Annotated in this window: 29 protein-coding genes; 20 read left to right on the plus strand and 9 right to left on the minus strand. The window is 62.6% G+C overall.

Annotation, left to right across the window (positions count from 1 at the left end; translation table 11 throughout):
* The first annotated feature begins 39 nt into the window (after positions 1-39).
* The gene (locus V7714_RS03945) at positions 40-525 is read left to right on the plus strand and encodes a tetratricopeptide repeat protein (protein ID WP_335388366.1); all 486 of its coding nucleotides are present in this window, start codon (positions 40-42) and stop codon (positions 523-525) included.
* On the opposite strand, the gene V7714_RS03950 is transcribed toward V7714_RS03945, so the two are convergent.
* The 3 genes from V7714_RS03950 to V7714_RS03960 form a co-directional block, all read right to left on the minus strand.
* Positions 511-1,041, minus strand: a complete 531-nt coding sequence (locus V7714_RS03950; protein ID WP_335388368.1) for a GNAT family N-acetyltransferase — start codon at positions 1,039-1,041, stop codon at positions 511-513. The genes V7714_RS03945 and V7714_RS03950 overlap by 15 nt on opposite strands.
* Before the next feature lie 66 nt (positions 1,042-1,107).
* Positions 1,108-2,991: a S9 family peptidase gene (locus tag V7714_RS03955; protein ID WP_335388370.1), complete on the minus strand. Its 1,884-nt coding sequence runs from the start codon at positions 2,989-2,991 to the stop codon at positions 1,108-1,110.
* Between the two features lie 78 nt (positions 2,992-3,069).
* Complete coding sequence (locus V7714_RS03960; protein ID WP_335388371.1) at positions 3,070-3,981, minus strand: LysR substrate-binding domain-containing protein; 912 nt, start codon at positions 3,979-3,981, stop codon at positions 3,070-3,072.
* A 132-nt stretch (positions 3,982-4,113) separates the two neighbouring features.
* Between V7714_RS03960 and V7714_RS03965 the strand changes: the two genes are divergently transcribed.
* Positions 4,114-5,019 (plus strand): DMT family transporter, encoded by a 906-nt coding sequence (locus V7714_RS03965; RefSeq protein WP_335388373.1) that lies wholly within the window; start codon positions 4,114-4,116, stop codon positions 5,017-5,019.
* Between the two features lie 94 nt (positions 5,020-5,113).
* Here the strand turns inward: V7714_RS03965 and V7714_RS03970 are convergent, their stop codons facing one another.
* From V7714_RS03970 to V7714_RS03980, 3 genes are all read right to left on the minus strand, one after another.
* The gene (locus V7714_RS03970; RefSeq protein WP_335388374.1) at positions 5,114-5,806 is read right to left on the minus strand and encodes a phytanoyl-CoA dioxygenase family protein; all 693 of its coding nucleotides are present in this window, start codon (positions 5,804-5,806) and stop codon (positions 5,114-5,116) included.
* Between the two features lie 3 nt (positions 5,807-5,809).
* Positions 5,810-6,580, minus strand: coding sequence for an exodeoxyribonuclease III (xth, locus tag V7714_RS03975; protein ID WP_335388377.1), 771 nt, complete (start codon positions 6,578-6,580; stop codon positions 5,810-5,812).
* Positions 6,581-6,646: 66 nt separating this feature from the next.
* Complete coding sequence (locus tag V7714_RS03980; RefSeq protein ID WP_335388379.1) at positions 6,647-7,144, minus strand: glutaredoxin family protein; 498 nt, start codon at positions 7,142-7,144, stop codon at positions 6,647-6,649.
* 233 nt (positions 7,145-7,377) lie between these two features.
* Here V7714_RS03980 and V7714_RS03985 point away from each other — a divergent pair, with 233 nt between their 5' ends.
* From V7714_RS03985 to V7714_RS04010, 6 genes are all read left to right on the plus strand, one after another.
* Complete coding sequence (locus V7714_RS03985; RefSeq protein WP_335388382.1) at positions 7,378-8,244, plus strand: Rossmann-like and DUF2520 domain-containing protein; 867 nt, start codon at positions 7,378-7,380, stop codon at positions 8,242-8,244.
* Positions 8,241-8,936, plus strand: a complete 696-nt coding sequence (gene tsaA / locus V7714_RS03990) for a tRNA (N6-threonylcarbamoyladenosine(37)-N6)-methyltransferase TrmO (protein WP_335388384.1) — start codon at positions 8,241-8,243, stop codon at positions 8,934-8,936. The genes V7714_RS03985 and tsaA overlap by 4 nt, the downstream gene beginning before the upstream one ends.
* Positions 8,933-10,963 carry an ATP-dependent DNA helicase RecG gene (recG, locus tag V7714_RS03995; protein ID WP_335388386.1) on the plus strand — a complete coding sequence of 677 codons (2,031 nt, stop codon included), beginning with the start codon at positions 8,933-8,935 and terminating at the stop codon, positions 10,961-10,963. The genes tsaA and recG overlap by 4 nt, the downstream gene beginning before the upstream one ends.
* Before the next feature lie 193 nt (positions 10,964-11,156).
* Complete coding sequence (locus tag V7714_RS04000; protein WP_335388387.1) at positions 11,157-11,909, plus strand: substrate-binding periplasmic protein; 753 nt, start codon at positions 11,157-11,159, stop codon at positions 11,907-11,909.
* Positions 11,906-12,706 (plus strand): NUDIX hydrolase, encoded by an 801-nt coding sequence (locus V7714_RS04005; protein WP_335388390.1) that lies wholly within the window; start codon positions 11,906-11,908, stop codon positions 12,704-12,706. The genes V7714_RS04000 and V7714_RS04005 overlap by 4 nt, the downstream gene beginning before the upstream one ends.
* A gap of 291 nt (positions 12,707-12,997) precedes the next feature.
* Positions 12,998-13,312, plus strand: coding sequence for a hypothetical protein (locus V7714_RS04010; RefSeq protein ID WP_335388392.1), 315 nt, complete (start codon positions 12,998-13,000; stop codon positions 13,310-13,312).
* Between the two features lie 66 nt (positions 13,313-13,378).
* Here V7714_RS04010 and V7714_RS04015 read toward each other — a convergent pair whose 3' ends face one another.
* Both V7714_RS04015 and V7714_RS04020 read right to left on the minus strand, forming a co-directional pair.
* Positions 13,379-13,687: a hypothetical protein gene (locus V7714_RS04015; RefSeq protein ID WP_335388394.1), complete on the minus strand. Its 309-nt coding sequence runs from the start codon at positions 13,685-13,687 to the stop codon at positions 13,379-13,381.
* Between the two features lie 207 nt (positions 13,688-13,894).
* Positions 13,895-14,860: a hypothetical protein gene (locus V7714_RS04020; protein ID WP_335388397.1), complete on the minus strand. Its 966-nt coding sequence runs from the start codon at positions 14,858-14,860 to the stop codon at positions 13,895-13,897.
* A 63-nt stretch (positions 14,861-14,923) separates the two neighbouring features.
* Between V7714_RS04020 and V7714_RS04025 the strand changes: the two genes are divergently transcribed.
* Together V7714_RS04025 and V7714_RS04030 are read left to right on the plus strand one after the other, a co-directional pair.
* Positions 14,924-15,346, plus strand: a complete 423-nt coding sequence (locus V7714_RS04025) for a hypothetical protein (protein ID WP_335388400.1) — start codon at positions 14,924-14,926, stop codon at positions 15,344-15,346.
* A gap of 805 nt (positions 15,347-16,151) precedes the next feature.
* Positions 16,152-17,399 carry a peptidoglycan DD-metalloendopeptidase family protein gene (locus V7714_RS04030; RefSeq protein ID WP_335388403.1) on the plus strand — a complete coding sequence of 416 codons (1,248 nt, stop codon included), beginning with the start codon at positions 16,152-16,154 and terminating at the stop codon, positions 17,397-17,399.
* Between the two features lie 84 nt (positions 17,400-17,483).
* Here V7714_RS04030 and xseA read toward each other — a convergent pair whose 3' ends face one another.
* A complete protein-coding gene (xseA, locus tag V7714_RS04035) occupies positions 17,484-18,839 on the minus strand; it encodes an exodeoxyribonuclease VII large subunit (RefSeq protein WP_335388405.1) in 1,356 nt (451 codons plus the stop codon).
* A 431-nt stretch (positions 18,840-19,270) separates the two neighbouring features.
* Between xseA and V7714_RS04040 the strand changes: the two genes are divergently transcribed.
* The 10 genes from V7714_RS04040 to V7714_RS04085 all read left to right on the plus strand — a co-directional run bounded on the left by V7714_RS04040 (position 19,271) and on the right by V7714_RS04085 (position 26,230).
* A complete protein-coding gene (locus tag V7714_RS04040) occupies positions 19,271-19,876 on the plus strand; it encodes a MotA/TolQ/ExbB proton channel family protein (protein WP_335388408.1) in 606 nt (201 codons plus the stop codon).
* A gap of 3 nt (positions 19,877-19,879) precedes the next feature.
* Positions 19,880-20,293, plus strand: coding sequence for an ExbD/TolR family protein (locus V7714_RS04045; RefSeq protein ID WP_284194855.1), 414 nt, complete (start codon positions 19,880-19,882; stop codon positions 20,291-20,293).
* A gap of 119 nt (positions 20,294-20,412) precedes the next feature.
* Complete coding sequence (lpxK, locus tag V7714_RS04050) at positions 20,413-21,447, plus strand: tetraacyldisaccharide 4'-kinase (protein WP_335388411.1); 1,035 nt, start codon at positions 20,413-20,415, stop codon at positions 21,445-21,447.
* Complete coding sequence (locus V7714_RS04055) at positions 21,428-21,613, plus strand: Trm112 family protein (protein WP_335388413.1); 186 nt, start codon at positions 21,428-21,430, stop codon at positions 21,611-21,613. The genes lpxK and V7714_RS04055 overlap by 20 nt, the downstream gene beginning before the upstream one ends.
* Positions 21,610-22,383 carry a 3-deoxy-manno-octulosonate cytidylyltransferase gene (gene kdsB / locus V7714_RS04060; protein ID WP_335388415.1) on the plus strand — a complete coding sequence of 258 codons (774 nt, stop codon included), beginning with the start codon at positions 21,610-21,612 and terminating at the stop codon, positions 22,381-22,383. Before V7714_RS04055 ends, kdsB begins: the two co-directional genes overlap by 4 nt.
* Positions 22,384-22,403: 20 nt before the next feature.
* The gene (gene adk / locus V7714_RS04065; protein WP_284194859.1) at positions 22,404-23,060 is read left to right on the plus strand and encodes an adenylate kinase; all 657 of its coding nucleotides are present in this window, start codon (positions 22,404-22,406) and stop codon (positions 23,058-23,060) included.
* Between the two features lie 62 nt (positions 23,061-23,122).
* Complete coding sequence (locus V7714_RS04070) at positions 23,123-23,518, plus strand: VOC family protein (protein WP_335388418.1); 396 nt, start codon at positions 23,123-23,125, stop codon at positions 23,516-23,518.
* A gap of 9 nt (positions 23,519-23,527) precedes the next feature.
* Positions 23,528-24,148, plus strand: a complete 621-nt coding sequence (trhA, locus tag V7714_RS04075; protein ID WP_335388420.1) for a PAQR family membrane homeostasis protein TrhA — start codon at positions 23,528-23,530, stop codon at positions 24,146-24,148.
* 105 nt (positions 24,149-24,253) lie between these two features.
* Complete coding sequence (locus V7714_RS04080) at positions 24,254-24,844, plus strand: SRPBCC family protein (protein ID WP_335388422.1); 591 nt, start codon at positions 24,254-24,256, stop codon at positions 24,842-24,844.
* Between the two features lie 126 nt (positions 24,845-24,970).
* Positions 24,971-26,230, plus strand: a complete 1,260-nt coding sequence (locus V7714_RS04085) for a 6-phosphofructokinase (RefSeq protein WP_335388425.1) — start codon at positions 24,971-24,973, stop codon at positions 26,228-26,230.
* The last annotated feature ends 81 nt before the right edge of the window (positions 26,231-26,311 follow it).

Below are 26,311 nucleotides of genomic sequence, written 5' to 3' on the forward strand. Positions count from 1 at the left end.
GTGGCGCCCCGGCGCCACCTTCTTCACCGGAAACCCTCCATGCGCCCTACCTTTCACCTGGCCCTGCTCGCCTGTGCCCTGTTTGCCACCACCAGCCTGGCCGCAGGTTGGTCCAACGACAACGACCCCAAGCCCGACCCAGACTACAGTGACGCCCTGGCGGCCAACCGGCTGGGCCAGCATGAGCGTGCCGTGGGCTTGCTGCAGGAATACCTGGAACGCGCCCCCAAGGACGCCAACGGCCAGAACCAGCTGGCCTATGCCTATCGCAAGCTGGGCAAGCTGCCCGAGGCGCTGCGCCACTACCAATTGGCCCTGAGCCTGGATCCCAAGCACCGTGGCGCCCATGAATACCTGGGCGAAGCCTATATCGCACTGGGCGACCTGGCTCGCGCCGAGGCAGAGCTGCAAACCCTGTTTCAGCTCTGCGGCCCCGGCTGCAATGAATATGCCCAACTCAAAGCGGCCCTCGATACCGCCAAGGGGACAGGCAGCACGGGCAGCACCAGCTCAGCCGGCCAGTGATGCCGGGCGGTGGATGGCGAAACGGGATTCGGGTAAGCCGTCCTCATCCAACCCATCCCCTTCATGGCTGAATCCCAACTTGGTCATCAGCGCCAGTGATGCCGTGTTGGCAGGGTCTATGGTGGCCACGATGCGCACCAAGGCGCTATGCTGCCAGGCCCATGCCAGCAGGGCCGCCGCCAGCTCGGTGGCATAGCCCCGCCCCCAGCAATCCGGCCGCAAGGCATAGATGATCTCGGCGCTGTCGGCAGCACTGGCCTGCTCGCTGTGTATCAGGCCTGCCCAGCCTATCACCGAGCCATCGTCGCGTTTCAGCACCGCATGGGTACCAAAGCCCCAGCGCGCCACATTGGCGTTCGCCCGTTCTATCCAGCCAGCTGTGCCAGCCCTGTCCAGCGTCGTGCCGTCGCCCACCCAGCGCATGACCTCGGCATCGCCGGTCAGCCGACAAAACGCGTCAAGGTCTGCCATCTGCCAGCGCCGCAGCAACAGGCGCTCACTCTCCAGCCAATACATCGTACTTCCTTCCCATGAAAAACGGCCGGCTTGCGCCGGCCGTCCTGGCTACCTGCTAGGTCTGGCCTAGCTACCCAGATGCTTGCCAAAGAAACGCTCCATCGCCTCATAGGCCTCGAAGCGGTTCTCCTGGTTGGCAAAACCGTGCCCTTCGTTCTCCTTGACGATGTACTCCACATCCACGCCACGCTTTTTCAGCGCCGCCACGATCTGGTCAGACTCGGCCACATTCACGCGCGGGTCCTTGGCGCCCTGCAGCACCAGTAGGGGCGCCTTGATCTTGTCCACATGGAAGACCGGCGAGGCCGACTCCATCAGTGCCTTGTCCTTCTCCGGATTGCCCACCATCTCATACATCATGTCCAGGTAAGGCTTCCAGTAGGGCGGTATGGTCTTCATGAAGGTAAACAGATTGCTCACCCCCACATAGTCCACGCCACAGGCATACAGATCAGGCGAGAAGGTCAGGCCGGCCAGGGTGGCATAGCCGCCATAGCTGCCTCCATAAATGCACACGCGCTTGCTGTCCGCCACACCTTGCTTCACCAGGTGGTTGACGCCATCACTGACGTCATCCTGCATGGTCTTGCCCCACTGCTTGAACGAAGCCTGCCAGAACGCCTTGCCGTAGCCGGTAGAACCACGGAAATTCATCTGCAGCACGGCATAGCCACGATTGGCCAGGAACTGCACCTCCGGGTTGAAGCCCCAGCTGTCGCGTGCCCAGGGGCCGCCGTGCGGGTTCACGATCACCGGCAGGTTCTTGCCCTCGCTGCCCAGGGGCAGGGTCAGGTAGCCGTGTATGGTCAGGCCATCGCGGCTGGTATAGCTGATGGGCTTGGTGCTGGCCATCTGCTGCTCGTTCAGCCACGGGGTGACTTCGGCCAGCTTTTCCAGCTTGTCCGCCTTGGCATCGTAGTAGTAGCGGGTGCCACGGGTACGGTCGTTCCAGGCCGAGACTATCCAGGCGTCTTCGTTCTTGTTGCCCTGCAGGGTGATCTCATACCCCGGCAACTTGCCCTGCAAGCCCTTGATCAGCTTTTCAGTGGCGTCGTCAAAGAAGTGCCGCTCCATCTTGGCAGTCTCATAGGTGGCCGCCGTCAGCACCTTGCGCTTCTTGGAGTAGCGCAGGCCGTCCACATCCACATCGTCACGCTGGTAGACCACCTTCAGTTCCTTGCCGGTAGCCGGGTCCATCTCGACTATGGCCACCTTGTCGCGGCCCAGGTTGGAGGCGGCATAAAGGCGCTTGTTGTCGAAGGTAAAGAACAGCGCCGTCACCGAATCCTTGAAATTGGTGGTCAGTACCGTCTTGAACGGCGACTTCTCATTGGCGCGGTAGAGCAGCGAGGAGGTCACCCCATCAGTGCTCTGGGCCACCCGTATGGCGCCCTTGTGGTCGGTGATCCAGCCAGTGATATTGCCGGGGTTCTCCGCCACCATCTTCAGCTCGCCGGTCTTCACATTCAGCCGGTAGGCGTCAAACACCTCGGCCTTGCGCTTGTTCAGGCCAATCAGCACATCGGTGGGATGGTCTTCCAGATCATCGATCAACTCCACCCGCACCTTGTCGAACGGTGTCAGATCGCGCGTGGCCTTGCCGTCGCGGTCCACCGCATAAAGGTGGAAATTCTCGTCGCCGCCATTGTCCTTGAGGAACAGCAGATGGTCGTCACCCTTCCAGAAATACTGCCGGATATCCCTGTCCTTCACCGTGGTCAGCCGCTTGGCGTCACCGCCCCTGGGCATGACATGGATATTCAGGCGGTTCTCGACCGGCTGGGTAAAGGAGATGTACTTGCCGTTGGGCGAAAGCTGGAAATTGGTCTTTTCCGGATTCTTGAAGAAATCCCGCACCGGTATCTTGGGTGCAGTCACGACATTGGCAAAGGCAGCGCCGGGTAGGGCCAGCATCAGGCCGCCAAGGCCTGCGGCAATCACGCGTTTCATGCAATTTCCTCCTGTAGGTCACCGGATAGGTGAATGCGCCAATATAACCATACCGACCAGTATGCTCAATCAAACTGCTTAGCGTGGCGCAGGCTGTGGCGTTAACGCAGCAAGTGAATCGGCAATCTCGGCCTTGAGCCAGGCATGCAGCGCAGCCAGTGCCGGTTCGTGCTGGCGGCCTCGTGGGCAGACAAACCAATAGTGGTAGTCGGTCTGTATCCGCAGCGCCGGAAAAGGCGCAATCAGCCGGCCACTACGCAGATCGTGAGCGATCAGCACCGGGTCGGCCAGCGCCACGCCCATGCCCTGGCTGGCCACGTTCACCGCCATGTCTATCACCTCGAAGCTGGGGCCGGATTCCAGCGCCGGGTGCTGTACACCCACCTGGCGCAACCAGCGGCGCCAGTCGGCGTGGTCCGGGCTCAGGTGTATCAGGGCCTCGCCCGCCAGATCAGCCGGCTGCCGCAATCGCTCGGCCAGGGCTGGCGCACATACCGGCACCAGGGTCTCGGCAAACAGCGCCTCGCTATAGCCCTCGCCCGGCCCCAGATTGCCGGCCACGATAGCCGCATCAAAATCTTCTCGCTCGAAATGGATACGGCTGAACGAGGCCGTACTCATCCGCACCTCGATACCGGGGTGCAAGCCCTGAAAGGCCGGCAGCCGTGGCAAGAACCAGCGTATGGCCAAGGTAGGCGGCAGCTTGATCTTGAGATCGGCCGGCCGCTGGCATAGCCCCTCCACCGCATGCAGCAAACCTGCAAAGGCCTGCTCCACGGCCGGCAACAGCTGGCGCCCCACGGCCGTCAGGGCAATGCCCCGCGCCTGCCGCACAAACAGCACCTCGCCCAGATAGTCCTCCAACTGCCGCACCTGCCGGCTCACCGCACTCTGGGTCACATGCAAGACTTCGGCAGCCCGGCTCATATTGCCTTCGCGCGCCACGATGGCGAACACATGCAAGGCATCCAACGGCGGCAAGCGTTTCATCAGCCTTCTCCAGCCATGCACAAAACGCATAGCTTACATGCCAAAAAGGCGTTTGTGCCGCTCTGCCACAAGCCATAAATTGCTTGCTGTCAGCGCCATCCCAGCCCAGCAGCCCACCCAAGGAGCCATGCCATGTATGCAAACCTCTCATCGCTTTCAGGCAATACCCGTGGCGTGCTGTGGATCGTGCTGGGCATGACGCTGTTCACCGGCACCAATGCCCTGTTCAAGCACCTGGGCGGCGAATTGCCCATGGCCACGGTCATGTTTCTGCGCGCCCTGTGCATCCTGCTGCTGATCGCCCCTTTCGCGCTGCGCCAGCGTGCGGCCGCCATCCGCACCCGCAAACCCGGGCTGCACCTGGGCCGCATGGTCTTCACCAGCCTCTCGGCCGCCTGCGCGCTCTACGCCCTGGCCCATCTCAGCCTGGGCGAGGTCACGGTCTACGCGCTGACCACCTCCATCTGGCTGATACCGCTGGGGCTGATCTTCCTCAACGAAGCCGTCCGCCCCATGCGCTGGCTGGGTGTGGCCGTCGGCTTTGTGGGTGTATGGGTGGTAGCCCAACCGGAAATCAGCGCCGTGAACTGGGCACTACTGGCCGCGCTGACAGGCGCCCTGGCCGATGCCGCACTGGGCGTGCTGCTCAAGCGCGGGGCCAATAGCGAGTCCATGCTGGCCATCATATGGTGGACTTATCTGGGGCAGTTGCTGGCCTTCGGCCTGTTCGCCGGCTTTGCCATACCGTCCCTGCTCGCCACCCAATGGCTGGGCCTGTTGCTGCTGGGTGGCATCAGCATCGCCTGCATGCAGTGCTTTGTACTCGGCTATCGCGCCGCCGACGCCTCACTGGCCGAGACCGGCTGCTTCAGCGGCCTGATCGTCGGACCACTGCTGGGCTGGCTGATGTTTGGCGAACTACTGGGTGCCTATTACTGGATCGGCGCCCTACTACTGACCGCCGGCATCCTGATCGCCCTGTTCGAGCCCGACTGGCGCACGCTGCTACAGCGCCTCAGTAACCGCCAGCCGGCCTGATCGCCCCCCCACTCCTCGTCGGGATGCCTAGCCCGTCGATACTAACAACCGGCCTCATGGCCGGTTTTTTTTGCCAGCAGCAACGGCTGCAGACTCAATCGGTTGAGCGGCCAGGCCAGGCCATGCCTAATGGCAAGTGCGCCGGCCCAAACAGGAAATGCAGTACACGCCGCCGGCTATTGCCGGTGGCTTTGGAAGAAGCATGCAACAGCAAGGGGTGCATGACCATCGCCGCGCCGCGTACCACAGGGCACAGCACGGCAGCCTGTGCCGACTGGCAGCGCAGGCGGGCAGCATGATCCAATATCCCCAGGCGATGCGTACCCGGCATCACTCGCAAGGCGCCATCATGGGGGCCGCAAGCATCAACGTGCAGGCGCACGGCAAGCAGCCCCTGCAACACCGACAAAGGTGGCTGCACATACCAGCCGCCCTGCTTGCATGACCAGCTCGTCAGCGCAGGCGTCTCCACCCTGGCTACTACCGGTATGCTCAAATCCTGGTGGAGTGCCACCAGCCAGTTGCGATCAAGCGACTTCTCGAACAGGGTGCACTGCACGGCCACCAGGCCCGGCGGCAGCAAGCAGGTCAGTGTCGGATGCTGCTGCAAACGCTGCACCAAGGTGCGGCACCAAGCGTGCTGCAGCAATTGGCGGCTCCCTGCCTGATCGTCGGCCAAGCCATGCTGTGCAGATAGCAGTGCGGCCAATGCATCGCACTCCTGCTCCATCAGCAGCGGCTGGCTGATGGCATAGCCCTGCTGCGCGTAGTCCTCTGACAGCGGCAAGGCTCACCCGGCCAGCGTCGCAATCACCGGTGCATGGTCGCTGGGTCGCTCCACCCGGCGGGGCTCCTTGTCCACCTCGCAGGCCGTGCATCGCTCGGCCAGTGGCCGCGACAGCAGTACATGATCAATGCGCAGGCCCGCATTGCGGCGGAAGCCCATCATGCGGTAATCCCACCAGGTAAACGATTTCTCGGCCTGTTCAAACAGCCTGAAGCTATCCACCAACCCCAGGTCCAGCAGTTGCTGGAAGCGCTCGCGCTCGGGCGGGCTGACCAGCACGTCGCCAGCCCACTTGGCCGGGTCATGCACATCGCGGTCTTCCGGCGCGATATTGAAATCGCCCACCAGGGCCAGCTTGTCATGCTGCTGCAACTGCTCGCCCACCCAGGCAATCAGAGCATCAAGCCAGGCCAGCTTATAGGGATACTTTTCCGAATCCAGCGCCTGGCCATTGACCACATAGGCACCGATGACGCGCACACCATCCACTGTGGCGGCAATCACCCGCTTTTGCGGGTCTTCGTAATTGGGCAGGTTGTACTGCACATCCAGCAGGGGTGCGCGCGAAATCAGCGCCACGCCGTTGTAGGTCTTCTGCCCCACATAGGCCACATGAAAACCGGCGGCTTCTATCTCAGCCTTGGGAAAGGCATGGTCTTCCAGCTTGGTTTCCTGCAGTGCCAGAACCGTCAGTTCGGGGCGGCCGGCCAACCATTCCAGCACCTGCGGCAGGCGTACTTTGAGAGAGTTCACATTCCAGGTGGCGATTTGCATGGTTTTCATCCGGCAATAAAAAACGGCGGTCTGAGCCGCCGTTTCGATGTTAGCAGTAATCGCCAATCAAGGCTTCTTGGCTGCCTGGTCCTTGAGAGTAGGGTCGGCCGTCTTGCCATAGCCTGCCGCATCCAGGGCACTGCTCCAGCTACCTTCCTCAAAACCCTTGAGCGTGCTGCCGCCCACCTGCAATACCGGCACCACGGTGTCGCCGGCAATGCGCTTGAGTTCTTCCATCTCGCCGTTACTGGCTTGCGGGTTACGCATGGAATAAGGCACGCCGCGCTTGGTCAGCAGCGCACGGGCCGAATCACAGGTATCACCGCAGCTATTGCTCCACAGAATCACCGGATTCTTGCGTATGGCCTCGCGGGTGGCAAAGTTACCGCCGCTGGTCTGTATCACATTGCTCTTGATCTCGCGCTGCTCGGTCTTCTGGCCTGGTGGCGGCTGATCCGAGAACACCACGTTGCCGTTTGCGTCCTTCCACTGGTAAACCTTGGCAGCATGCGCGACCGGCAGTGCCAACAGCAGGCCAAGTGTGATGAGGGCGGTAAGCTTCATGAGGGGTACTCCAGATTGCGCAGCCAAAGATGACGATGGAATTATACGCGTCTACAAGGGGTTACGGCGACGCCTTTCGTAAACAAATAATGCACATCCGTCTAAAGAATAGGCAATGCCGCAGAGCGCAGCCAAGCCGCACAGGCATGCGATAATCCCGCCGTATCCGCCTGCAGCCCGCCACCGTGCTGGCTTGGCGCCTTATTCAGCCACCCAATCACAGACCGAGCCATATGGCGCCTGCAACCCTCAATCTGATCGGCCCCGGCCGCCTGGGACGTAGCCTGACACGGCTATGGCACGATGCTGGCATCCTCACGCTGCAAGGCGTGGCAGGCCGGCGTCCGGCCATGGTGGACGAAGCCATTGCCTTTATCGGCGCGGGTCAAGCCATGACCCTGGCCAACCTGCCGGCCGCCGACTTCACCCTGCTGGCCACACCCGATGATGCCCTGCCTGACATTGTCGCGCAGTTGCTACAGGTCGGCGTACTGGCGGCCGATAGTGTGGTGCTGCATGCCAGCGGCGCCTTGGGCAGCGAGGTGCTGGCGCCCCTGCGTTCGGCCGGTGTGTGGGTTGCCAGCGTGCATCCGCTCAAATCGTTTGCCCAGCCCGCGCAGGCCATACAGGATTTCGCCGGCACCTGGTGCGGCTGCGAAGGCGACGCCATCGCCCTGGCCCGGCTAGCACCGCTGTTCGATGGACTCGGCGCCCACCGCTTTGGCATTGCCGCCCAGCACAAGACGCTGTACCACGCCGGTGCCGTGCTGGCCTGCAACGATCTGGTCGCCCTGATGGAAGCCGCCTTGCGCTGCATGGCCGCCGCTGGCGTACCCCGCGAACAGGCCTGGCCCGCCCTGCGCCCGCTGGTGCAGGGCACCCTGGCCAATCTGGACCGGCTCGGCACCCAGGCCGCCCTCACCGGCCCCATCGCACGGGGCGACAACCAGACCGTGGCCCGCCAACTGGCCGCCACCCAGGCGCTGGACCCCGCCGTGGCGCAGGCCTATCGCAGCCTGGGGCAACTGGCACTACAGCTGGCACAACTCGATGCCAGCCAGCACCAGGCCCTGGCCGCACTGCTGGAGGCACAGCCATGAGCCAATGGAATATGCAGGCCATAGGCCGGATAGAAAGCTGCTACAAGGAAAAATTCGCCATCCCCCGCCAGCCGGGCCTGACTCCGTCAGCCGAGGCCATCCTGCACCTGCTGCCGCCCTACGACAGCCCCGATGCCGTGCGGGAGCTGGCGCAGTTCAGCCATGTCTGGCTGGTATTCGTCTTCCACGCCACGGCCGACCAGGGTTGGCGCCCCACCGTGCGCCCCCCCAAGCTGGGCGGCAACCAGCGCGTGGGGGTGTTCGCCACCCGCTCCACCTTCCGGCCCAACCCCATAGGCTTGTCCGTGGCCAGGCTGGAACGCATAGAGACCGACAACGGCGTGCGCCTGTACCTGGCCGGCGCCGATCTGCTCGATGGCACCCCCATACTCGATATCAAGCCTTACCTGGCTTATGCCGATGCCCTGCCGGATGCCTCCAACGGCTATGCCGATGACGGCGGCCAACCGCTGCCGGTGCGTTTCTCGGCCGAGGCCGAGGCCCAACTGCTTGCCCTGCAGGCACGGCATCCCCGCCTGCGCAGCCTGATTGCCGAAGTGCTGGCGCAGGACCCCCGACCCGGCTATGCCGACGACCCCACACGGCGCTACGGCATGGCCCTGTACGATCTCAACATACTGTGGTGCTGCGATGCTGCCGGCGCCCTGGTCATCAGCATACTGCCTGCATGAGCCTGGATATCTCCACCCTGCCCAAGGCGGCCGCCGCCCGCCTGGCCAAACTGGGCATCAAGCGGGCATTTGATCTGGTATTGCACCTGCCCTTGCGCTACGAGGATGAAACCCACCTCTACCCCATTGTCGATGCACCGGTCGGCGCACCGGCCCTGGTGGAGGGCACGGTGGTGCATGCCGAAGTCACCTACCGGCCACGCCGCCAGCTGCTGGCCAGGGTAGCCGATGCCACTGGCGAGCTGTATGTCCGGCTGCTCAATTTCTACCCCAACCAGCAGCAGCAACTGGCCCTGGGCAAGCGTGTCCGCTTGCTGGGCGAGATACGCCGTGGCTTCTTTGGCGAAGAGATGGTCCACCCCAAGATACGCAGCGTGGGCGAGCAGACCGGTTTGGCCGAATCACTGACCCCCGTTTACCCCACGGTCAACGGCCTGGCCCAGCCCGCCCTGCGCAAGCTGATCGCCCAGGCACTGAAGCAATGCGAACTGAGCGATACCCTGCCCGCCAAGCTACTGGACGACCTGGGGCTGATGCCCTTCGCCGCCGCCGTGCAGCTGCTGCACCACCCCACGCCGGATATCGCCCAGCGGGCCCTGTCCGAACGCACCCACGCCGCCTGGCTGCGGCTCAAGTTCGACGAGCTGCTGGCCCAGCAGCTGTCCATGCGGCTGGCCTACCGGCGCCGCCGTGAGCAGACCGCGCCCATCCTTAGCGCCACCGGCACGCTCGCCCAGCAATTGATCGCCACCCTGCCCTTTGGCCTGACCGGCGCGCAGCAAAGGGTGCTGGCCGAAATACGCCACGACCTGGCCTCGCCCCACCCCATGCAGCGCCTGCTGCAAGGCGATGTCGGCGCCGGCAAGACCATCGTCGCCGCGCTGGCCGCGCTCGACGCCATCGAAGCCGGCTACCAGGTCGCCCTGATGGCCCCCACCGAGATCCTGGCCGAGCAGCACTACAAAAAGCTGTCGGCCTGGCTGGCGCCGCTGGGCATAGAGGTAGCCTGGCTGGCCGGCTCTCTCAAGCCGCGCGCCAAGGCCGCCGCCATTGCCCAGGTCGAGAGTGGTGCAGCCAGGCTGGCCATCGGCACCCATGCGCTGTTTCAGGAATCAGTCGCCTTCGCCCAACTGGGCCTGGCCATCGTCGACGAGCAACACCGCTTTGGCGTACACCAGCGGCTGGCCCTGCGCGGCAAGGGCGGCTCGCCCCATCAGCTGATGATGTCGGCCACCCCCATCCCCCGCACGCTGGCCATGAGCTTCTATGCCGACCTCGATGTCAGCGTGGTCGACGAACTGCCACCAGGCCGCACCCCCATCAAGACCCGGCTGGTCAGCGATGCCCGCCGCGAAGAGATGATCGAGTTCGTCCGCAAGGTGGCCCACGAAGGCCGGCAGGCCTATTGGGTCTGCCCCTTGATCGAGGAATCCGAAGCGCTGGAACTGCAGACCGCCATCGACACCCATATCGCCCTGGCCGAAGCCCTGCCCGAGTACCACGTCGGCCTGGTGCACGGCCGGCTCAAGGCGGCAGAAAAAGCCGAAGTCATGGCGGCCTTCGCCCGCAACGAACTGCAGGTACTGGTCGCCACCACGGTCATCGAAGTCGGCGTGGACGTGCCCAACGCCACCCTCATGGTGATAGAACACGCCGAGCGCATGGGCCTGGCCCAGTTGCACCAGCTGCGCGGACGGGTAGGCCGGGGCGCACTGGAATCCAGCTGCGTGCTGCTCTACAGCGGCCCCCTGGGCGAGGTCGCCAAACAACGGCTCAAGGTCATCTTCGAGACCACCGACGGCTTTGTCATCGCCCGCGAAGACCTGCGCATACGCGGGCCTGGCGAGTTCCTGGGCAGCCGCCAATCCGGCGTACCCATGCTGCGCTTTGCCGACCTGGAACGCGACACCGATCTGCTGGAGCAGGCACGCGATGTCGCCAGCCAGTTGCTGGAGCGCGCCCCCGCCGTGGCCGAAGCCCACCTGGCCCGCTGGCTGGCAGGGCGGGAAGAGCTACTGAAGACCTAGGTAGGCATCACCGGCACCCTTGCGGTGGATTGTGGCAGGCGTGCCAATCAGCGGTTTCTTATGCACGGACAGGGCATAACTGCGTTATAAAGCAAGCGTCGCCTGCAAACGCAAAGTGCCCAAGCCGAACGGTCAGGGCAGCATCAAGGCGGCATCGTCACTAAAAGTCCGTTCAAGGTCTTTGCTATCCCGCATGCGCTTCAGACTGCTACTCATCAGCCTGCTGTTTACGGTGACCGCACTGGCCCAGGCGGCCAGCCTGCGGCTGGGCACGCTGGATGTGACCCCCTATGGCTACCTTGGCGCCGACAAGCAGGCCGATGGCGCCTTTTACCAGCTCACCAACCGGGTTGCCGAACGCGCCGGCCTGCCCTACCAGAACACCCTCTACCCCACCGCCAGGCTCTATGCCATGCTGCAACGGCGGCAGATAGACTTGGCCATCAGCAGCCTCAAGCTCGACGAACAGATGGGGCTGATCAAGCTGGGCACCATTTCACAACTCGAAGGCGTCATCCTCTATCGCGCGCAGTTGCCGCTCAAGCCACGCCAGTTGGAGGAATTCAAGCCCTACCTGATAGGCCGGCTCAACGGCACCTGCCCCCTGCTGCAACGCAAAGGCCATAGGCTGTATGAAGTCAGCGACTACCGCCAGGCCATGCGCATGCTGGTGGCCGGCAGGCTGGACGGCCTGTGCGGCGAGCTGGGCGGCCTGAGCCCCGCACTGAACGCCGAACCCGCCGTGCAACCCTTGCTGGCGCCACCCTTTGTGTTCCTGACCACCGACGTGTTCCTCTACGCCAACCCCAAGCTACCCGCCACCACCTTGCAACAGCTCAGCCGCGCAACCGCCGCCCTGAACAGCGAGGGAGAACCCCAGCGCATACTCAAGCGCTATGTCGCCTCACCCTTGCGCCAGCGCAGCCCGATGGAGCCCACCCCATGAGTGCCGACGAGATGCTGGACCGCATCGCCTACTGGCGCCAAACCCAACCCCGGCTAGATACCACCGGCCTGCTGCCGTGGACGGTAGAAGGCCTGGCCGCCGGCTGGGTCAGCCCCGCCCTGGCCGACCGCCTGCTGCAAAGCGAGCTGTTCCTGTCCGAAGGCCGTGGCCTGGCGCTGGACCCCAGGCTGGGCGGCCCACTCATGCGCAGCCGCGCCCTGCAGGAGCTGGCCGAGCAGTTGCGTGATGAAGGCTGGATCAAGGGCTGGCGCGATGAACGCTACGACTGGATGGATGACTGGGGCCGCGTGCGCTTCAACCTGGAACGCAGCGCCTTCCGCACCCTGGGTCTGTGCAGCCGGGCCATCCATGTCAACGGCTATATCGAGGACGGCGGCCTGTGGCTGGGCACCCGCGCCACCCACAAAAGCGTCGACCCCGGCAAGCTCGACAACCTCACCGCCGGCGGCATCGCCAGCGGCGAATCGCCCGAAGACACCCTGCAACGCGAACTGGCCGAAGAAGCCGGCGTACCCACCCGCCTGGCCGGCTTTGCCCGCCCGGTAGGCATACTGCGCAGCCAACGGCGCGAGCCCGACGGCGTGCACGACGAACTGCTCTACTGCTACGACCTGCCCCTGCCCGACGACTTTGCCCCGGTCAACACCGACGGCGAGGTCAGCCAGTTCCAGCTACTGCAGCCCCCACAGGTCGCCGAGCAACTTGGCGCCATGACCTGGGATGCGGCGGCGGTCACGGTGGCGTGGCTGGGGCGGTGGCTGGATGGGGAGTGTTGAGGGTTGGGCTACCGATAGGTGCTGCCAGTGGGCGATATCACTATGAAGCGGATTACTGTCCAGGATATCCTTGGAGCCAAGTTTGATTGCGCTAGCAAGTAGAGGAAAACACTTGGCTGGCGGCTATTGGCCTAAGCGGTCAATCCGGCCAATACCTAGCACTTCTGCTATCGGCCATGAGCGGCAGGTCGTAAGACTTCCAGAAGGCAGTCACATGGGCGACCCTTAAAGACCCCAGCTTGGGGCTTTTGAGATTACTCGGAACCCCGGCTCGATTCAAAGAATACAAAAATGGAAATCCCTTCTCAAGAACTTCTCGCCTACTACGCTGCAGGCAAGCCACTTGTCTGTGAACTCGATGCCAACCCGTACCTTTGCGAGTTCTGGCCCCAAGAAGAACTGACTAAGTACAACGTTGAATACGAGGTTCCGCTGTACGCTCCGGGTTATTTCGGCTTCGCCACAAGTGGTGGTGGAGAAATGTTTGCTTTTTCTCCGTCAGGCGCTGTTGTGTGTTTGCCTTTTATAGGCATGGAGCCAGCAGCTGCATTTCCCGTCGCTCCATCATGGGCGTCATTTGAGTGCATGCTCCGCAATGCACTCTAGCCGCGTCCGATGCCAGCAAGTTCCGGCGCATGTGAAATACGGTCTCGCTCCCAAGCGCCACCTCACCTACTCGACATCAGTCAGATCCACCACCCCACGCTGCCTGAGGCAGTGATTCCTGAGACTGTCATACAAGACGAAGTAGTCAGGATCGATTAGATGACGATGTAAAAGCCGCTGATAGCGCTTGGCGCTATCAGCTCCATTGCGCTGAAGCATGAGCAACGCCGCCTCTTGCTCGGCATGGCCGGTAACCTCGGCCACTTCCACTTCCACGTCCAGAATCGATGCGCTGCCTGTCGTCGAATACAGTGCAGCGAAATCCTCGTCCATCGATCTCAGGAGCGAATCCACCAGCAACTTGAACGCGCGCAACGGATGGTCCTCGGGCACCCGCTATTCCAGGGTTCGATAGGCAAACAATTCTCGAGTCGTCTGGTCGATGCCGCTCATAGGTAGACTATCGCAGGAAGATAGATCAGAGCGTCAGGCAAGGCGCTGGGTTTTTCAACGGCCTGTTAGCCGGCACGGGCTACCCTCACCGACGGAAATACCGGGTGAGTTATTTCATGATGCATAAACTCATGAACGCCTGCGAGTGAGCTGCAATAGTTCACGCACCCTGACCCTATAGCCCAAGCCTTGCGTATCGAGCATCCAAAGTGAATCTCCTCGCCCGACCACATGGGAGATTTCGAGTGCATTGCCGGCCTCGTCATATGGAACAAACTGCCCCATTTGCTTGACCTTGCCCTCAGGCAGGAGCTGCAACAGATGCAGCGTATCGCGTGCATCGTAGCTACCCGCGAACAAGGCATACCCCCCAGCTATCGCGAACGCACGGCTTCCTCGAACGGGGATATGCCATGCTGACGCAACCCGCTTCTGATGCAAATGCACCAGGGGAAAATCGGTATAGTAATAGCACCAGACATCGTCATCGCTTCCGACATTCAAGGCATAGCAGTCGCAGATGCTGTCTAGCCCCGCAGGCGGATCATACTCGTAACACTTCTGGCCCACTGCGTCCCATGCGATCAAGCCGCTTGAGCCAATAGGGTCGTGCCAGCCATAGTTGCCGAAAATGCCTTCGTCGAAATACGACGTCCATATCTCGCCATGCTTAGTGGTCTGCATGTCTTCGATGCCGTCACCCAGTAGGATTTCCTGCTTCAACGCACCATCTCGCCCGTATAGACGTCCGTTAAACTCATAGTCGTCCGGTCCTCGATAGTAAGAGCGCGCGCATGCCAGCAAAATGTCCTGCCCAAGCGGCTGTACGAGGTGGATGTTGAACCGCTCATTGGCGATAAGGATATCTAGTATCCGGTCTTCCCCAAGCACACCTATGACACGGTAAACCTGTGTAGAAGTCGGAATAGTCTTGGCGAAGCTGGTCCCGCCAGGCACCGTCGTTCGCCCATCAAGGGGCCTGCAGGCGTACACCGCATAGACCACACCATCCGGACCAATGTTGAAGGCGACCAGCGCCTCGGCAGAAGCTGCTGCTTGCAATGAGTAGGTCGGTGACAGTTGAAGCTTTTCCATGTGCGTGAGTTTACTGTAGGGTTTTAGGTAGTCCCAGCCAAACTCATACAAGCTTCGAATAATATGGCCCGTCCCTACTACATGCGCTGTACGGTCGAATCAGTTGGCCTGTTCGAGCTATCGGATGGGCGCTTTCAGCTGATTCGAACAGGGCCAGTAGCACCACTAGTGACAGGCCCAGGCTACGTCCTGGCCGAGCATGCGTTGGCCGAATTCTTGATGCACAGTAGCGTCTCCGCTGTCCGTTTCGAACCTGCCGTGATCTGGCATAGAAGCGCAAACGTCGAACATCACACGCATAAGCGTTTGATCATCGGCCATTATTTCTCGGCAGACCAGATCGACGACCTTAACCTAGATGGCAACCGCTTGCTGATCCTAGACGACGAGTATCTCTTCGCCAGCCCAAGCCTAATGCATTGCTTCAACCAAACAGAATTCTCATACCTGGAATTCAGCGAGGGGCTGAGCAGTTTCGCCACCTAGCGCCTCCCGCCTGCTCAGGATTTACTGGCTACTCCCTTCAAGTTTCCTGCAGCGGAAGGATTAAGCCTCGCTAAAAGTGAGGACGCTGTCACGTTCTTCGAAATCGGCAGACGTCTTCTACATTTTTCCCGTTTACATAAAGCCCTGAGCCGACACGGCATCCAAGTCAAGTTCGCGCGAGGTGCCTATCGCCTGACGCGTGAGTAAGACTCGGCAACCGTGCTGTTGCCCGCCACCTTCCCCTTGGAAGAATAAGCAGTCCGGCAGTTGTTGAAATTCGCTGCCATGCGCTCAGCAGATGGCCACTAGGCAGACTATAAGGCCTGCGCGAGGAACGCCAGATCGAAGACGCGCCACATGCCTGCAAGCCCGTCAGCATGGTGATCGACACTCAGGAGGAGGCCGGCTTGATCACGGAGGTAGCGAGGCTCTGGGCGCTGGCCACCATCCTCCCCCCGCACCCAGCCTGCCTTTGCGGCAAATCCCACTCCTGCACAACCGTCCAAACATGTCAAAGGCATAAATTGCCATGCATTTGGCATATGCTAAACGGCTATTTTTAATGAGAATTGTAAAAAATCTCTGTTAAGGCGTTGTTGTCTTACAAGATTTTTTTACCGCCCCGGCTCCATAGTGGGCGGGCAACAAAAAGCCGCCAGGCCATTCGTGCAGGCAGAACGCTGCATTCCTGCGCCCAAGCCAGGCTATCTCGACGACGGGAAACAGTGTGCGTCCACACCGCCTGCCAGCCATAGCTGCAGACCCGGTTACGCACTCTCCCACGTACCCAAGAGGCAACATGACGATGCAAAAACACGCTTTCACCCCCCTCGCCGCCCTGCTTGCAGGGCTTTATCTCAGCCTGCCGGCCCATGCCGGCCCCGCCCCCGATGCGGCGCTGCGCCACGCGGCCACCACGGCGCTGGCCGACAAGGTTAAATCCATCGCCGCCGATGCGGCGCCAGCGGGCGACACCATTGTGGAAATCCACAAACGTAGCGGTGCCTGGGTGTTGGGTTCGGCCACCCAGGTGCTGTTCTCGGCGCGTGACGATATCCCGGTCTCGCGCCTTTTTATCGCCCGGCAAAGCGGTGGCAAGTGGCAGGTGGGGATGGAGGGCAGCAGCACGTTTTTCACCCTGCTGGGCAGTGTGCCGGCCAGTGTGATGAGCGCGCCCGAGCGTGATGCCTTCCGTGCGCAGCGCACCGTCATGCTCAAGCAGCAGATGGAAGCCGCCCAGCCCATGGCCAGCACCACCTTGCTGGCCGGCGAAACCGGCCTGGGCTTGCCCTGGGCCGAGGGCGTAGCCTGGTATATGGGTGGCGGCCCGCATGGCAACAGCGGCAACAGCCGGCCTTTCGATTCCATCGATTTCAATGGCGGCAACGGCCAGGTACTGGCCCCCCGCGATGGCCGTATCTACAAGAGCTGTGTGCGCAACAGCAGCGCCATCGTGCAGCTGGTGCACGATAACGGCTATACCTCGCGCTATTACCATATGGTCAATCTGCCCAACTTGGCCGACGGCACCCTGGTACGCAAGGGCGCCTACCTGGGCCAGATTGGCAATGGCCTGCCTTGCGGCGGCTCCACCACCGGCCCGCACGTGCATTTTTCCATCAGCATGAATGGCCAGCCGGTGGCGGTAAACGGCAAGACCATAGGCGGCTGGCAGTTCTTTGAAGGTGCCAGTGCCTACCAGGGTTATGCCCTGCGCAACGGGCGGCGGGTCAACCCCGGCGGCTCGCTGGTCAACTATGGCTCGGGCGATGTCCCGCCACAGCCGGGCAAGACGGTGACGGTCAAGACCAGCGACCCCAACCTGCTGATCAACGTGCGCACGGCGCCCAATCTGCAGTCCACCGTGGTGCGCACCGTGCGCAATGGCGACCGGGTACAGATCGTCTGCCATGCCAATGGTGATTGGGTGAACGGCACCTGGGGCCGCACCTCGCTGTGGAACCGTCTGGATACCGGCCACTGGATCAGCGACGGCTTCCTCGATACCGGCAGCAACCAGGCTGTCGTGCCGGCCTGTACGGCGCTCAAGTAAGCGCCACGGCAACGGCGCTGCCCGCAGCAGGGCCTCACTCCACCAGGGGTGAGGCCCTGTTTTTACAATCTGCGGCCGATGGGGTCAGAACAAACTCCCTTGCTCTACCGGTGCCTCGGTCACCACCGCCGCAGCCTCGCCCTCTGCAAAGCGAAGACGCAGGCGCTCGCCGTGGCGTAGTTGCTGGGCATCCCGCACCAGGCTGCCGGTGCTGGTTTCCACCAGGCTATAGCCGCGCGCCAGTACGGCTTGCGGGTTCAGCGCCTCCAGGCGTCCTGCCAGATTGCCCAGGCGTGACTGACGGCGTTCCTGCTCACGCAGTTGCGCCCGCGCAAGGCGCAACTTCAAGCCCGCCAGCACCTGCGCCAGCTGCGCCGGGGCCGGCCTGATGCCGCGATAGCGCTGCTGCCCATGCGCCAGCCGCCAACGGGCTGTTTCCATCAGCCGCGCCATGCTCAGGCCCAGGCTACGGCTGCTTTGTGCCAGCCGCTGGCGTTGCCGCGCCACCCGCTCGCCGGGGTGTATCAAGCGCCGCGCCAGGTAGTCCACGCGCTGCATGCGGTTTTCCAGTATCCGTTGATAGCTGCGCAGCAGCCCTGCCTGCATGGCCTGCAACTGCGCCAGCTGCAGGCTGCGGTCGGGCGATACCAGCTCAGCGGCGGCGGTCGGCGTGGGCGCCCGCAGGTCGGCGACAAAATCGGCAATGGTGAAATCCGTCTCGTGCCCTACCCCGCTGACCACCGGCAAGGCACTCTCCGCAATGGCCCTGGCCACCACTTCTTCATTGAATGACCACAGGTCTTCTATGCTGCCGCCGCCACGGCAAACAATCAGCACATCCACTTCGGCCCTTGTATTGGCCAGCCGTATCATGGCCGCCAGCTTGTCGGCTGCGCCCTCGCCCTGCACCGGGCTGGGGTAGAGCACCACGGGCAGTTGCGGCGCGCGCCGCCGTAAGGTGGTCAGGACATCGCGCAAGGCGGCTGCCTGCAGGGAGGTGACGATACCTATCGCCTTGGGCGCTGCAGGCAGGGGGCGCTTGCGTGCCGGCTCGAACAAGCCTTCGGCGGCCAGCTTGAGCTTGAGCTTCTCATAAGCCTCGTACAACGCGCCCAAGCCGGCAGGCCGCATGGCTTCGATATTGAGCTGGTAGTCACCCCGTGCCTCATACAGCGTCACCGCCGCCCGTGCCTCCACCTTCAGGCCTTCGCGCGGCTTGAAAGGCAGCAACATGGCGCGGTTGCGGAACATCACGCAGCGTACCTGGGCGCCGCTGTCCTTCAGCGAGAAATAACAATGGCCGCTGGCGGCGATGGTGAGGTTGGAAATCTCGCCGCTGACCCACATCAAAGGCAGCTCACGCTCGAGCAAACCCTTGACAGCGCGGTTGAGTTCACTAACCGACCAAACCGGGGTCGGGCTTGACAGCATGTCGCTCATTTGGTCTCTTGAATCCGTTTTCATCCACACTAGGGAAGCCGCCCCTACACCGACGCGCGCTTTTTGACAGCAGTGTTACAGCAAATACTTAAATTATTGATTTAAAACAAGAATAAATCGTCGCCACTTTTTTGAGCAAGTTAGTATGGCGCTTGTGCCATGGGCATTTCGGGTGGATTTTCGCAGCTTACCCACAAACTTATCCACAGCCCGTGTGCACAACCGGAGAGGCCTTGCAGCCGTGCGGGTTTGCCATAAGTCAAGCCCTTCCAAGCCGTTTATTCAGGCAATCGAGGACGCCATCGTCATAGCCTGCAGCTAGGCTGGAATAGCCGCTCGGCAGGTCTCATGCTCTCGGCATGCTTGCTGCGATGGCAAGGGGGGGCTAAAGTTACGCGGTTTTTTCCAATTCCGGTAGGACACATCACCCCATGCTCGCCATCATCCAGGCTGCCGGTTGGCCGATCTATTCGATCATACTCGCGTCCATCATCGCGCTCGCCATCATCATTGAGCGGCTAGTCACCCTGCGCCGCTCGCAAGTCCTGCCCGACGGCCTCCTGGCCGTCACCGTGCAGGAACTCAAGCAAAGCGGTGTCACCTCCGACATGCTGTCGCGCCTGCAAGCAAACTCGCCCCTGGGCCGCGTACTGGCTGCAGGCCTCAAGAACGTCAAGAGCTCGCGAGAGATCATGAAGGAATCCATCGAGGAAACCGGCCGCGCTGTCGCACACGATCTCGACCGCTTCCTGACCACCCTGGGCACCATTGCCACCGCCACCCCGCTGCTAGGCCTGCTGGGCACGGTGATAGGCATGATCGAGATGTTCAGCGCGCAATCGGGCGCGGCCGGCAATATCGGTGAAATGGCACAGGGCATCAAGATTGCCCTCTACAACACCGCTGCCGGCATCTTTGTTGCCGTTATCGCCCTGGTCTTCTACCGCCATTTCCGCGCCACCGTCGACAGCCTGATTGTCGAAATGGAGCAGCAGGCTATCAAGCTGGTCGAAGTCGTCCACGGCGAGCGGAGCTAAGCCATGAACTTCCGTCGCGGCCGGCTCCGCGAGGAACCGGAAATCAACCTCATCCCCTTGCTGGACGTGATGTTGGTGATACTCATCTTTCTGATGGCGACCACCACCTTCTCCAAGTTCACCGAGATGAAGATCAACCTGCCGACAGCAGAGGCCAACAAGCCCGACAGCAAGCCGGCCGAGATTGTCATATCGGTCTCCAGCAACGGTGGCTACGCCATAGACAAGCAAGCCATCAGCTTTACCGGTGTAGAACAGCTGGCTGCCGATCTGCGCAAATACGCCAGCAGCGACGATACCGTGGTGGTCATCAACGCCGATGGCAACGCCAGCCACCAGTCTGTGGTCAACGTCATGGAAGCCGCCCGCATGGCCGGCCTGGGCAAGCTCACCTTCGCCACCCAGACGCCGCAGTAGGCGCCACCCAGCACCTAGGCCACGATGCAGGCGGGAGCCGTCTGAAGACGCGCTGCCCGCCCATCGGCACCCACCCCTGCATTCCCGCCACGGCGGGAATGTGCTTTTGGAGGCAGGCAATGCAAACCCCGCGCTACTGGCAATCCCGCTTCCCTGCTGCATTGCTGCTGCCGGTGTCGGCCTTGTTCGGCGGCCTGGCGGCCCTGCGCCGCCTGCTGTATCGCCTGGGGGTGCTGCAGACCCAAAGCCTGCCCTGCCCCCTGGTTGTGGTCGGCAACATCACGGCCGGTGGCGCCGGCAAGACGCCCACGGTGCACTACCTGGCGCAGCAACTGCGCGCACGTGGCTGGCAGCCCGGCATCATCAGCCGTGGCTATGGCAGCCAGATAACCGGCGTGGCCGAAGTACCCACCAGCGGCGAGGCCAGCCGCTATGGCGACGAACCCCTGCTGCTGGCCCGCACCACCGGCTGCCCCGTGTTCGTCGGCCGCGACCGCATCGCTGCCGCCCAGGCCTTGCTGGCCGCCTACCCCGCCACCACGGTCTTGCTGTGCGACGACGGCCTGCAGCACTACCGCCTGGGCCGTGATGTCGAGATCGTGGTGGTCGATGGCAATCGAGGCCTGCAGAACGGCTGGCTGCTACCCGCCGGCCCCCTGCGCGAGCCAGCCAGCCGGCTGGCGCAGGCCCATGCCATGCTGGTGAATGGCAGCGGTGCAACCAGCCTGCCGGCGCACCCCCAGCGTTTCGATATGGCACTGCAGCCCAGCCAGGCCTGGCAATTGGCGCAACCCGATCAGCGCCAGCCCCTCAGCCATTTTGCTAACCGGCAGGTAGCCGCCCTGGCCGGCATAGGCCATCCCGAGCGTTTCTTCACCACCCTCAGGGCTGCCGGCCTGACCGTGCAGCCCCACCCATTTCCCGACCACCATCACTACAGCGTGGCCGATCTCAACCAGGTGCAGGCCGATATCCGGCTGGTCACCGAGAAAGATGCCGTCAAGCTAATCGCCCTTTTGTCTGAGGAAGGGCTGGCACACAGTGGTAATATTTGGGTCGTTCCGGTCGAAGCCGCTATCGAGCCCGACCTCGCCGACTGGCTGGCCAGCCGGCTCAACGCATTGAAGAGTAAAGATGGACGCCAAACTGCTTGAAATCCTAGTCTGCCCTGTGTGCAAAGGCCCCCTCTACTACGACAAGGGTCGCCAGGAACTGATCTGTCGCGGCGACAGGCTGGCCTTTGCCGTCAAGGACGGCATTCCAGTCATGCTCGAGAGCGAGGCGCGTGAGCTGCCCGCCGATGAGGAAGTCGGCAAGTGAGCTTTATCGCCCTGATTCCGGCGAGGCTGGCCTCCAGCCGCTTCCCCGAGAAGCCGCTGGCCGATCTTGGCGGCAAGCCCATGGTGATACGCACGGTCGAGCAGGCGCTCAAGAGCGGCGCGCACAGCGTGCATGTGGCGACCGATGACGAGCGTATCCGCGCCGTGGTGGCCGAGCATGGCTATTCGGCGGTCATGACTCGGGTGGAGCACAGCTCCGGCACCGAGCGGCTGGCCGAGGTGGCCGATATCCTGGGCCTGGCCGATGACGCGGCCGTGGTCAACGTACAGGGCGACGAGCCCCTGATCGACCCGGCTCTGATCGACGCGGTGGCGCTTATGTTGCAGCGCGACAACAGCTTGCCGATGACCACCGCATGCCACGTCATTGCTGGGGCTGACGAGATGTTCAACCCCAATGTGGTCAAGGTGGTGCTTGACCACAGCGGCCGTGCCCTCTACTTTAGCCGGGCACCGATTCCCTACGCCCGCGATGCCTTTACCCAGTCGCGCGACGTATTGCCGGCCGACCTACCCGTCTTTCGGCATATAGGCATCTATGGCTACCGTGCCGGCTTTTTGCGCCGCTATCGCACGCTTGCACCCTGCGCCCTGGAGCAGTTCGAAGCGCTGGAACAATTGCGCGTGCTCTGGCACGGTCACTCCATCGGCGTTACCCAGGTTGCGCATGCCCCCGAAGCGGGTGTGGATACCCCCGCCGATCTGGAACGCGTCCGCCTGCGCTGGGCCGAGCTGAACAAACTGAATTAACCAAAACCTGGAACCCCACGATGCGACTGATACTGTTAGGTGCCCCCGGCGCTGGTAAGGGCACTCAAGCCAACTTCATCAAGGAAAAATTCGGCATTCCGCAGATTTCGACCGGCGACATGCTGCGTGCTGCCGTCAAGGCCGGCACCCCGCTGGGTCTGGAAGCCAAGGCCATCATGGATGCCGGCGGCCTGGTCCGCGACGACATCATCATCGGCCTGGTGAAGGAACGTATCGCCCAGCCCGATTGCGCCAACGGCTTTCTGTTCGACGGCTTCCCCCGCACCATCCCCCAGGCCGATGCCATGAAGGCGGCCGGCGTGGATATCGACTACGTGGTCGAGATCGATGTGCCCGATAGCGAGATCCTCGAGCGCATTACCGGCCGCCGCGTGCACCCCGGCTCCGGCCGCGTCTACCACGTCAAGTTCGCCCCGCCCAAGGCAGCCGACCAGGATGACGAAACCGGCGAAGCACTGGTGCAACGCGACGACGACAAGGAAGAAGTGGTGAAGAAGCGCCTGGCGGTCTACCACGAGCAAACCGAGGTGCTGGTGAGCTACTACGGCGAACTGGCCCGCTCCGGCGATGCCAAGGCACCCAAGTACGTCAAGGTGGCCGGCGTCGGCGCCGTTGATGCCATCCGCGACAATGTGTTCAAGTCGCTGGGCGTATAAAGCCCGGTAGACAGACCACACATCGAACAGGCGGGCCATCCCGCCTGTTTTGTTTTCCCGCCATGCTGACACAGCTAAACCACCTTACCCTGGCCGTGCGCGACCTGGATCGCGCCTTCCGCTTCTATGTCGATCTGCTGGGCGCCAGGCCACATGCCCGCTGGGACCAAGGCGCCTACCTCAGCATTGGCGCGCTGTGGCTATGCCTGTCGCGGGATCAGGCACCGACTACCGCCAGTTACACCCATTACGCCTTCACCGTTGCGGATTACGCGCAAGCTGTCCAGACCCTGCGCCAAGCCGGCGTGGTGGAGTGGAAGGTGAACCTCAGCGAGGGTGATTCGCTCTACTTTCTCGACCCCGACGGTCACAAACTGGAAATCCACGATGGCGACATGGCCAACAGGCTGGCAAGCTGTCGCACCCACCCCTATGCCGGCATGGTGTTCTTCGACTGAGGCAAAACGATGTATCGCGGCGAACGTTTCAACAGCATCACCCACCTGACCGGCTCTGCCTTGGCGATTGCCGGTGCGGCCGTGCTGATCACGCTGGCCTCGCTGCAGGGCGATGCCTGGAAGATCGTCAGCTCCGCCATCTATGGCAGCATGCTGATCGTGCTCTATCTGGGTTCCACGCTCTACCACAGCATCAAGGGCCCCAAGGCCAAGGCTGTGCTGCAGAAGATAGACCACTGCGCCATCTACCTGCTGATTGCTGGCACCTACACCCCCTTTACCCTGGTCACCCTGCGCGGCCCCTGGGGCTGGACACTGTTTGGCCTGAGCTGGGGCCTGGCCATATTCGGCATCGTACAGGAGCTGACACTGGGGCGCCGCACCCGCATCCTGTCCATGATCCTCTACGTGGTCATGGGCTGGCTGATCGTCATCGGCATCAAGCCCCTGATCGCCAACCTGCCCACTGCCGGCCTGGCCTGGCTGGCTGGTGGCGGCCTGATCTACAGCGCCGGTATCTACTTTTTCCTCAACGACGAGCGCGTTCCGCACTATCACGGCATCTGGCATCTGTTCGTACTGGGCGGCAGCCTCTGCCAGTACATCAGCATCCTGTTCTATGTGAACTAGCCCCCGCTGCCAACATGGCATCCGGCAAACGACCGTCAGCCCAAGCGGCGGGGCAGGCTGATTCCGACTACAATGCGGCCGTTCCCGTCATGGTCTGGAGCCACTATGCGCCGCCTGTTGCTTGCCACCCTGCTAAGCCTTGCCCCCCTTGCCGCGACGGCAGCCGAGAGCGGCATAGAACTGACAGCCCAGATCAAGGCCCCACTGGCGGATGTCTGGCAGGCCTGGACTACCAACGAAGGCATTAGCGGCTTCTTTGCCCCGGAAGCGCGGGTGGAAGCGAAACCAGGTGGCCCCTTCGAGATATACATGAACCCCTATGCCGCAGCCGGCCTGAAAGGCGCCGACGACATGCGGGTACTGGCGGTCGAGCCGCAAAAACTGCTGTCCTTTACCTGGAACGCCCCGCCGCACCTGCCCCAGGCCCGGCAGCAGCGCACCGTGGTGATACTGCGCTTTGCCGCCGAGGCAGACGGCACCCGCCTGAGCCTGAGCCACCTGGGCTGGGGCAGCGACGGCGAATGGCCCAAGGCCCGTGCCTATTTCGAAAAGGCCTGGCCCAATGTGCTGGCCAACCTGCAAAAACGCTTCGAGACCGGCAAACCCTATGACTGGACCGAATGGCGCGCCCAGTTGCAGCGCTATCAGGCCGCCGAGGCAGCCAAGCAGGCCGAAGCCGGCAAGACACAACCCTAATCAGCACTGCCCTGGCGTCTGCCGCCAAGCTACGCGACAGCGTGGTTCGCCGGCAGGACACACCGGGCGGTGCATCGCATCCTGGGGCAATCACTGCCCCCGCAACCTCTCTCCGGAGTTTTCTGCATGACCGTGAAGAACGCTTTCTATGCCCAGTCGGGCGGTGTCACCGCCGTGATCAACGCCTCCGCTGCTGGCGTCATCGAGACCGCGCGCCAGCATGGCGACAAGATAGGCAAGGTTTACGCCGGCCGTAACGGCATCATAGGCGCGCTCACCGAAGACCTGATCGATACCTCGCTGGAGAGCGCCGAGGATATCGCCCGCCTCAAGCACACCCCATCCGGCGCCTTTGGCTCCTGCCGTTACAAGCTCAAGAGCCTGGAAACCCACCGCGAGCAGTACGAGCGCCTGATCGAAGTGTTCAAGGCCCACGATATCGGCTACTTCTTCTACAACGGTGGCGGCGATTCGGCCGATACCTGCTACAAGGTGGCGCAGCTGTCCGAGAAGATGGGCTACCCCATCCAGGCCATCCATGTGCCCAAGACCGTGGACAATGACCTGCCCATCACCGACTGCTGCCCCGGCTTTGGCTCCGTCGCCAAGTATGTGGCCACCAGCATCCGCGAGGCTGGCTACGACGTCGCCTCCATGGCCAAGACCTCCACCAAGGTCTTCATCCTCGAAGTCATGGGCCGCCATGCAGGCTGGATCACCGCCGCCTGCGGCCTGGCCAGCGAAGCCGCTGGCGAAGGCCCCCACATCCTACTGTTCCCCGAGGTGGAGTTCGACGAGGCGGCCTTCCTCGCCAAGGTCAAGGCTACGGTCGAGCAATACGATCACTGCGTCATCGGCGTCTCCGAGGGCATCAAGAACCAGCAGGGCCAGTTCCTGTCCGAAACCGGCCTGAAAGACGCTTTCGGCCACGCCCAACTGGGTGGCGTCGCCCCCACCATCGCCCAGCTGGTCAAGGACAAGCTCGGCTACAAGTATCACTGGGCAGTGGCCGATTACCTGCAGCGCGCCGCCCGCCACATCGCCAGCAAGACCGACGTGGAACAGGCCTACGCCCTGGGCAAGGCTGCCGTCGAGATGGCACTGGCCGGCAAGAATTCGGTCATGCCGGCCATTCGCCGCCTGAGTGACGCGCCCTACCAGTGGGATATCGCCGAGGCGCCACTGTCCCAGGTCGCCAATGTGGAGAAGTTCATGCCGCGCGACTTCATCACCGAAGACGGCTTCCATATCACCGAGGCTTGCCGACGCTACCTGTCGCCGCTGATCGCCGGCGAGGACTACCCGCCCTTCCGCAACGGCCTGCCTGACTACGTCCGCCTGAAAAACCTGGCGGTGGCGCGCAAGCTGGCGGAATTCAAGCTCTGAAATAGACTCTAAGCCCAAACAGGCACATGTAATAGTTCCATGTGCCTGGAAGCGCCATTGCCGGATGTCTACAATCAGACC

The sequence above is a fragment of the Chitinimonas sp. JJ19 genome (assembly GCF_036961565.1).
In the GTDB taxonomy this organism is placed as follows: Bacteria; Pseudomonadota; Gammaproteobacteria; order Burkholderiales; family Chitinimonadaceae; genus Chitinimonas.

What these genes read in the sequence shown, in the direction of transcription:
- V7714_RS03945 (WP_335388366.1), top strand. Translation starts at nt 40, where the DNA reads ATGCGCCCTACCTTTCACCTGGCCCTGCTCGCCTGTGCCCTGTTTGCC.
- V7714_RS03950 (WP_335388368.1), bottom strand. Translation starts at nt 1,041, where the DNA reads ATGTATTGGCTGGAGAGTGAGCGCCTGTTGCTGCGGCGCTGGCAGATG.
- V7714_RS03955 (WP_335388370.1), bottom strand. Translation starts at nt 2,991, where the DNA reads ATGAAACGCGTGATTGCCGCAGGCCTTGGCGGCCTGATGCTGGCCCTA.
- V7714_RS03960 (WP_335388371.1), bottom strand. Translation starts at nt 3,981, where the DNA reads ATGAAACGCTTGCCGCCGTTGGATGCCTTGCATGTGTTCGCCATCGTG.
- V7714_RS03965 (WP_335388373.1), top strand. Translation starts at nt 4,114, where the DNA reads ATGTATGCAAACCTCTCATCGCTTTCAGGCAATACCCGTGGCGTGCTG.
- xth (WP_335388377.1), bottom strand. Translation starts at nt 6,580, where the DNA reads ATGCAAATCGCCACCTGGAATGTGAACTCTCTCAAAGTACGCCTGCCG.
- V7714_RS03980 (WP_335388379.1), bottom strand. Translation starts at nt 7,144, where the DNA reads ATGAAGCTTACCGCCCTCATCACACTTGGCCTGCTGTTGGCACTGCCG.
- V7714_RS03985 (WP_335388382.1), top strand. Translation starts at nt 7,378, where the DNA reads ATGGCGCCTGCAACCCTCAATCTGATCGGCCCCGGCCGCCTGGGACGT.
- tsaA (WP_335388384.1), top strand. Translation starts at nt 8,241, where the DNA reads ATGAGCCAATGGAATATGCAGGCCATAGGCCGGATAGAAAGCTGCTAC.
- recG (WP_335388386.1), top strand. Translation starts at nt 8,933, where the DNA reads ATGAGCCTGGATATCTCCACCCTGCCCAAGGCGGCCGCCGCCCGCCTG.
- V7714_RS04000 (WP_335388387.1), top strand. Translation starts at nt 11,157, where the DNA reads ATGCGCTTCAGACTGCTACTCATCAGCCTGCTGTTTACGGTGACCGCA.
- V7714_RS04005 (WP_335388390.1), top strand. Translation starts at nt 11,906, where the DNA reads ATGAGTGCCGACGAGATGCTGGACCGCATCGCCTACTGGCGCCAAACC.
- V7714_RS04010 (WP_335388392.1), top strand. Translation starts at nt 12,998, where the DNA reads ATGGAAATCCCTTCTCAAGAACTTCTCGCCTACTACGCTGCAGGCAAG.
- V7714_RS04020 (WP_335388397.1), bottom strand. Translation starts at nt 14,860, where the DNA reads ATGGAAAAGCTTCAACTGTCACCGACCTACTCATTGCAAGCAGCAGCT.
- V7714_RS04025 (WP_335388400.1), top strand. Translation starts at nt 14,924, where the DNA reads ATGGCCCGTCCCTACTACATGCGCTGTACGGTCGAATCAGTTGGCCTG.
- V7714_RS04030 (WP_335388403.1), top strand. Translation starts at nt 16,152, where the DNA reads ATGCAAAAACACGCTTTCACCCCCCTCGCCGCCCTGCTTGCAGGGCTT.
- xseA (WP_335388405.1), bottom strand. Translation starts at nt 18,839, where the DNA reads ATGAGCGACATGCTGTCAAGCCCGACCCCGGTTTGGTCGGTTAGTGAA.
- V7714_RS04040 (WP_335388408.1), top strand. Translation starts at nt 19,271, where the DNA reads ATGCTCGCCATCATCCAGGCTGCCGGTTGGCCGATCTATTCGATCATA.
- V7714_RS04045 (WP_284194855.1), top strand. Translation starts at nt 19,880, where the DNA reads ATGAACTTCCGTCGCGGCCGGCTCCGCGAGGAACCGGAAATCAACCTC.
- lpxK (WP_335388411.1), top strand. Translation starts at nt 20,413, where the DNA reads ATGCAAACCCCGCGCTACTGGCAATCCCGCTTCCCTGCTGCATTGCTG.
- V7714_RS04055 (WP_335388413.1), top strand. Translation starts at nt 21,428, where the DNA reads ATGGACGCCAAACTGCTTGAAATCCTAGTCTGCCCTGTGTGCAAAGGC.
- adk (WP_284194859.1), top strand. Translation starts at nt 22,404, where the DNA reads ATGCGACTGATACTGTTAGGTGCCCCCGGCGCTGGTAAGGGCACTCAA.
- V7714_RS04070 (WP_335388418.1), top strand. Translation starts at nt 23,123, where the DNA reads ATGCTGACACAGCTAAACCACCTTACCCTGGCCGTGCGCGACCTGGAT.
- trhA (WP_335388420.1), top strand. Translation starts at nt 23,528, where the DNA reads ATGTATCGCGGCGAACGTTTCAACAGCATCACCCACCTGACCGGCTCT.
- V7714_RS04080 (WP_335388422.1), top strand. Translation starts at nt 24,254, where the DNA reads ATGCGCCGCCTGTTGCTTGCCACCCTGCTAAGCCTTGCCCCCCTTGCC.
- V7714_RS04085 (WP_335388425.1), top strand. Translation starts at nt 24,971, where the DNA reads ATGACCGTGAAGAACGCTTTCTATGCCCAGTCGGGCGGTGTCACCGCC.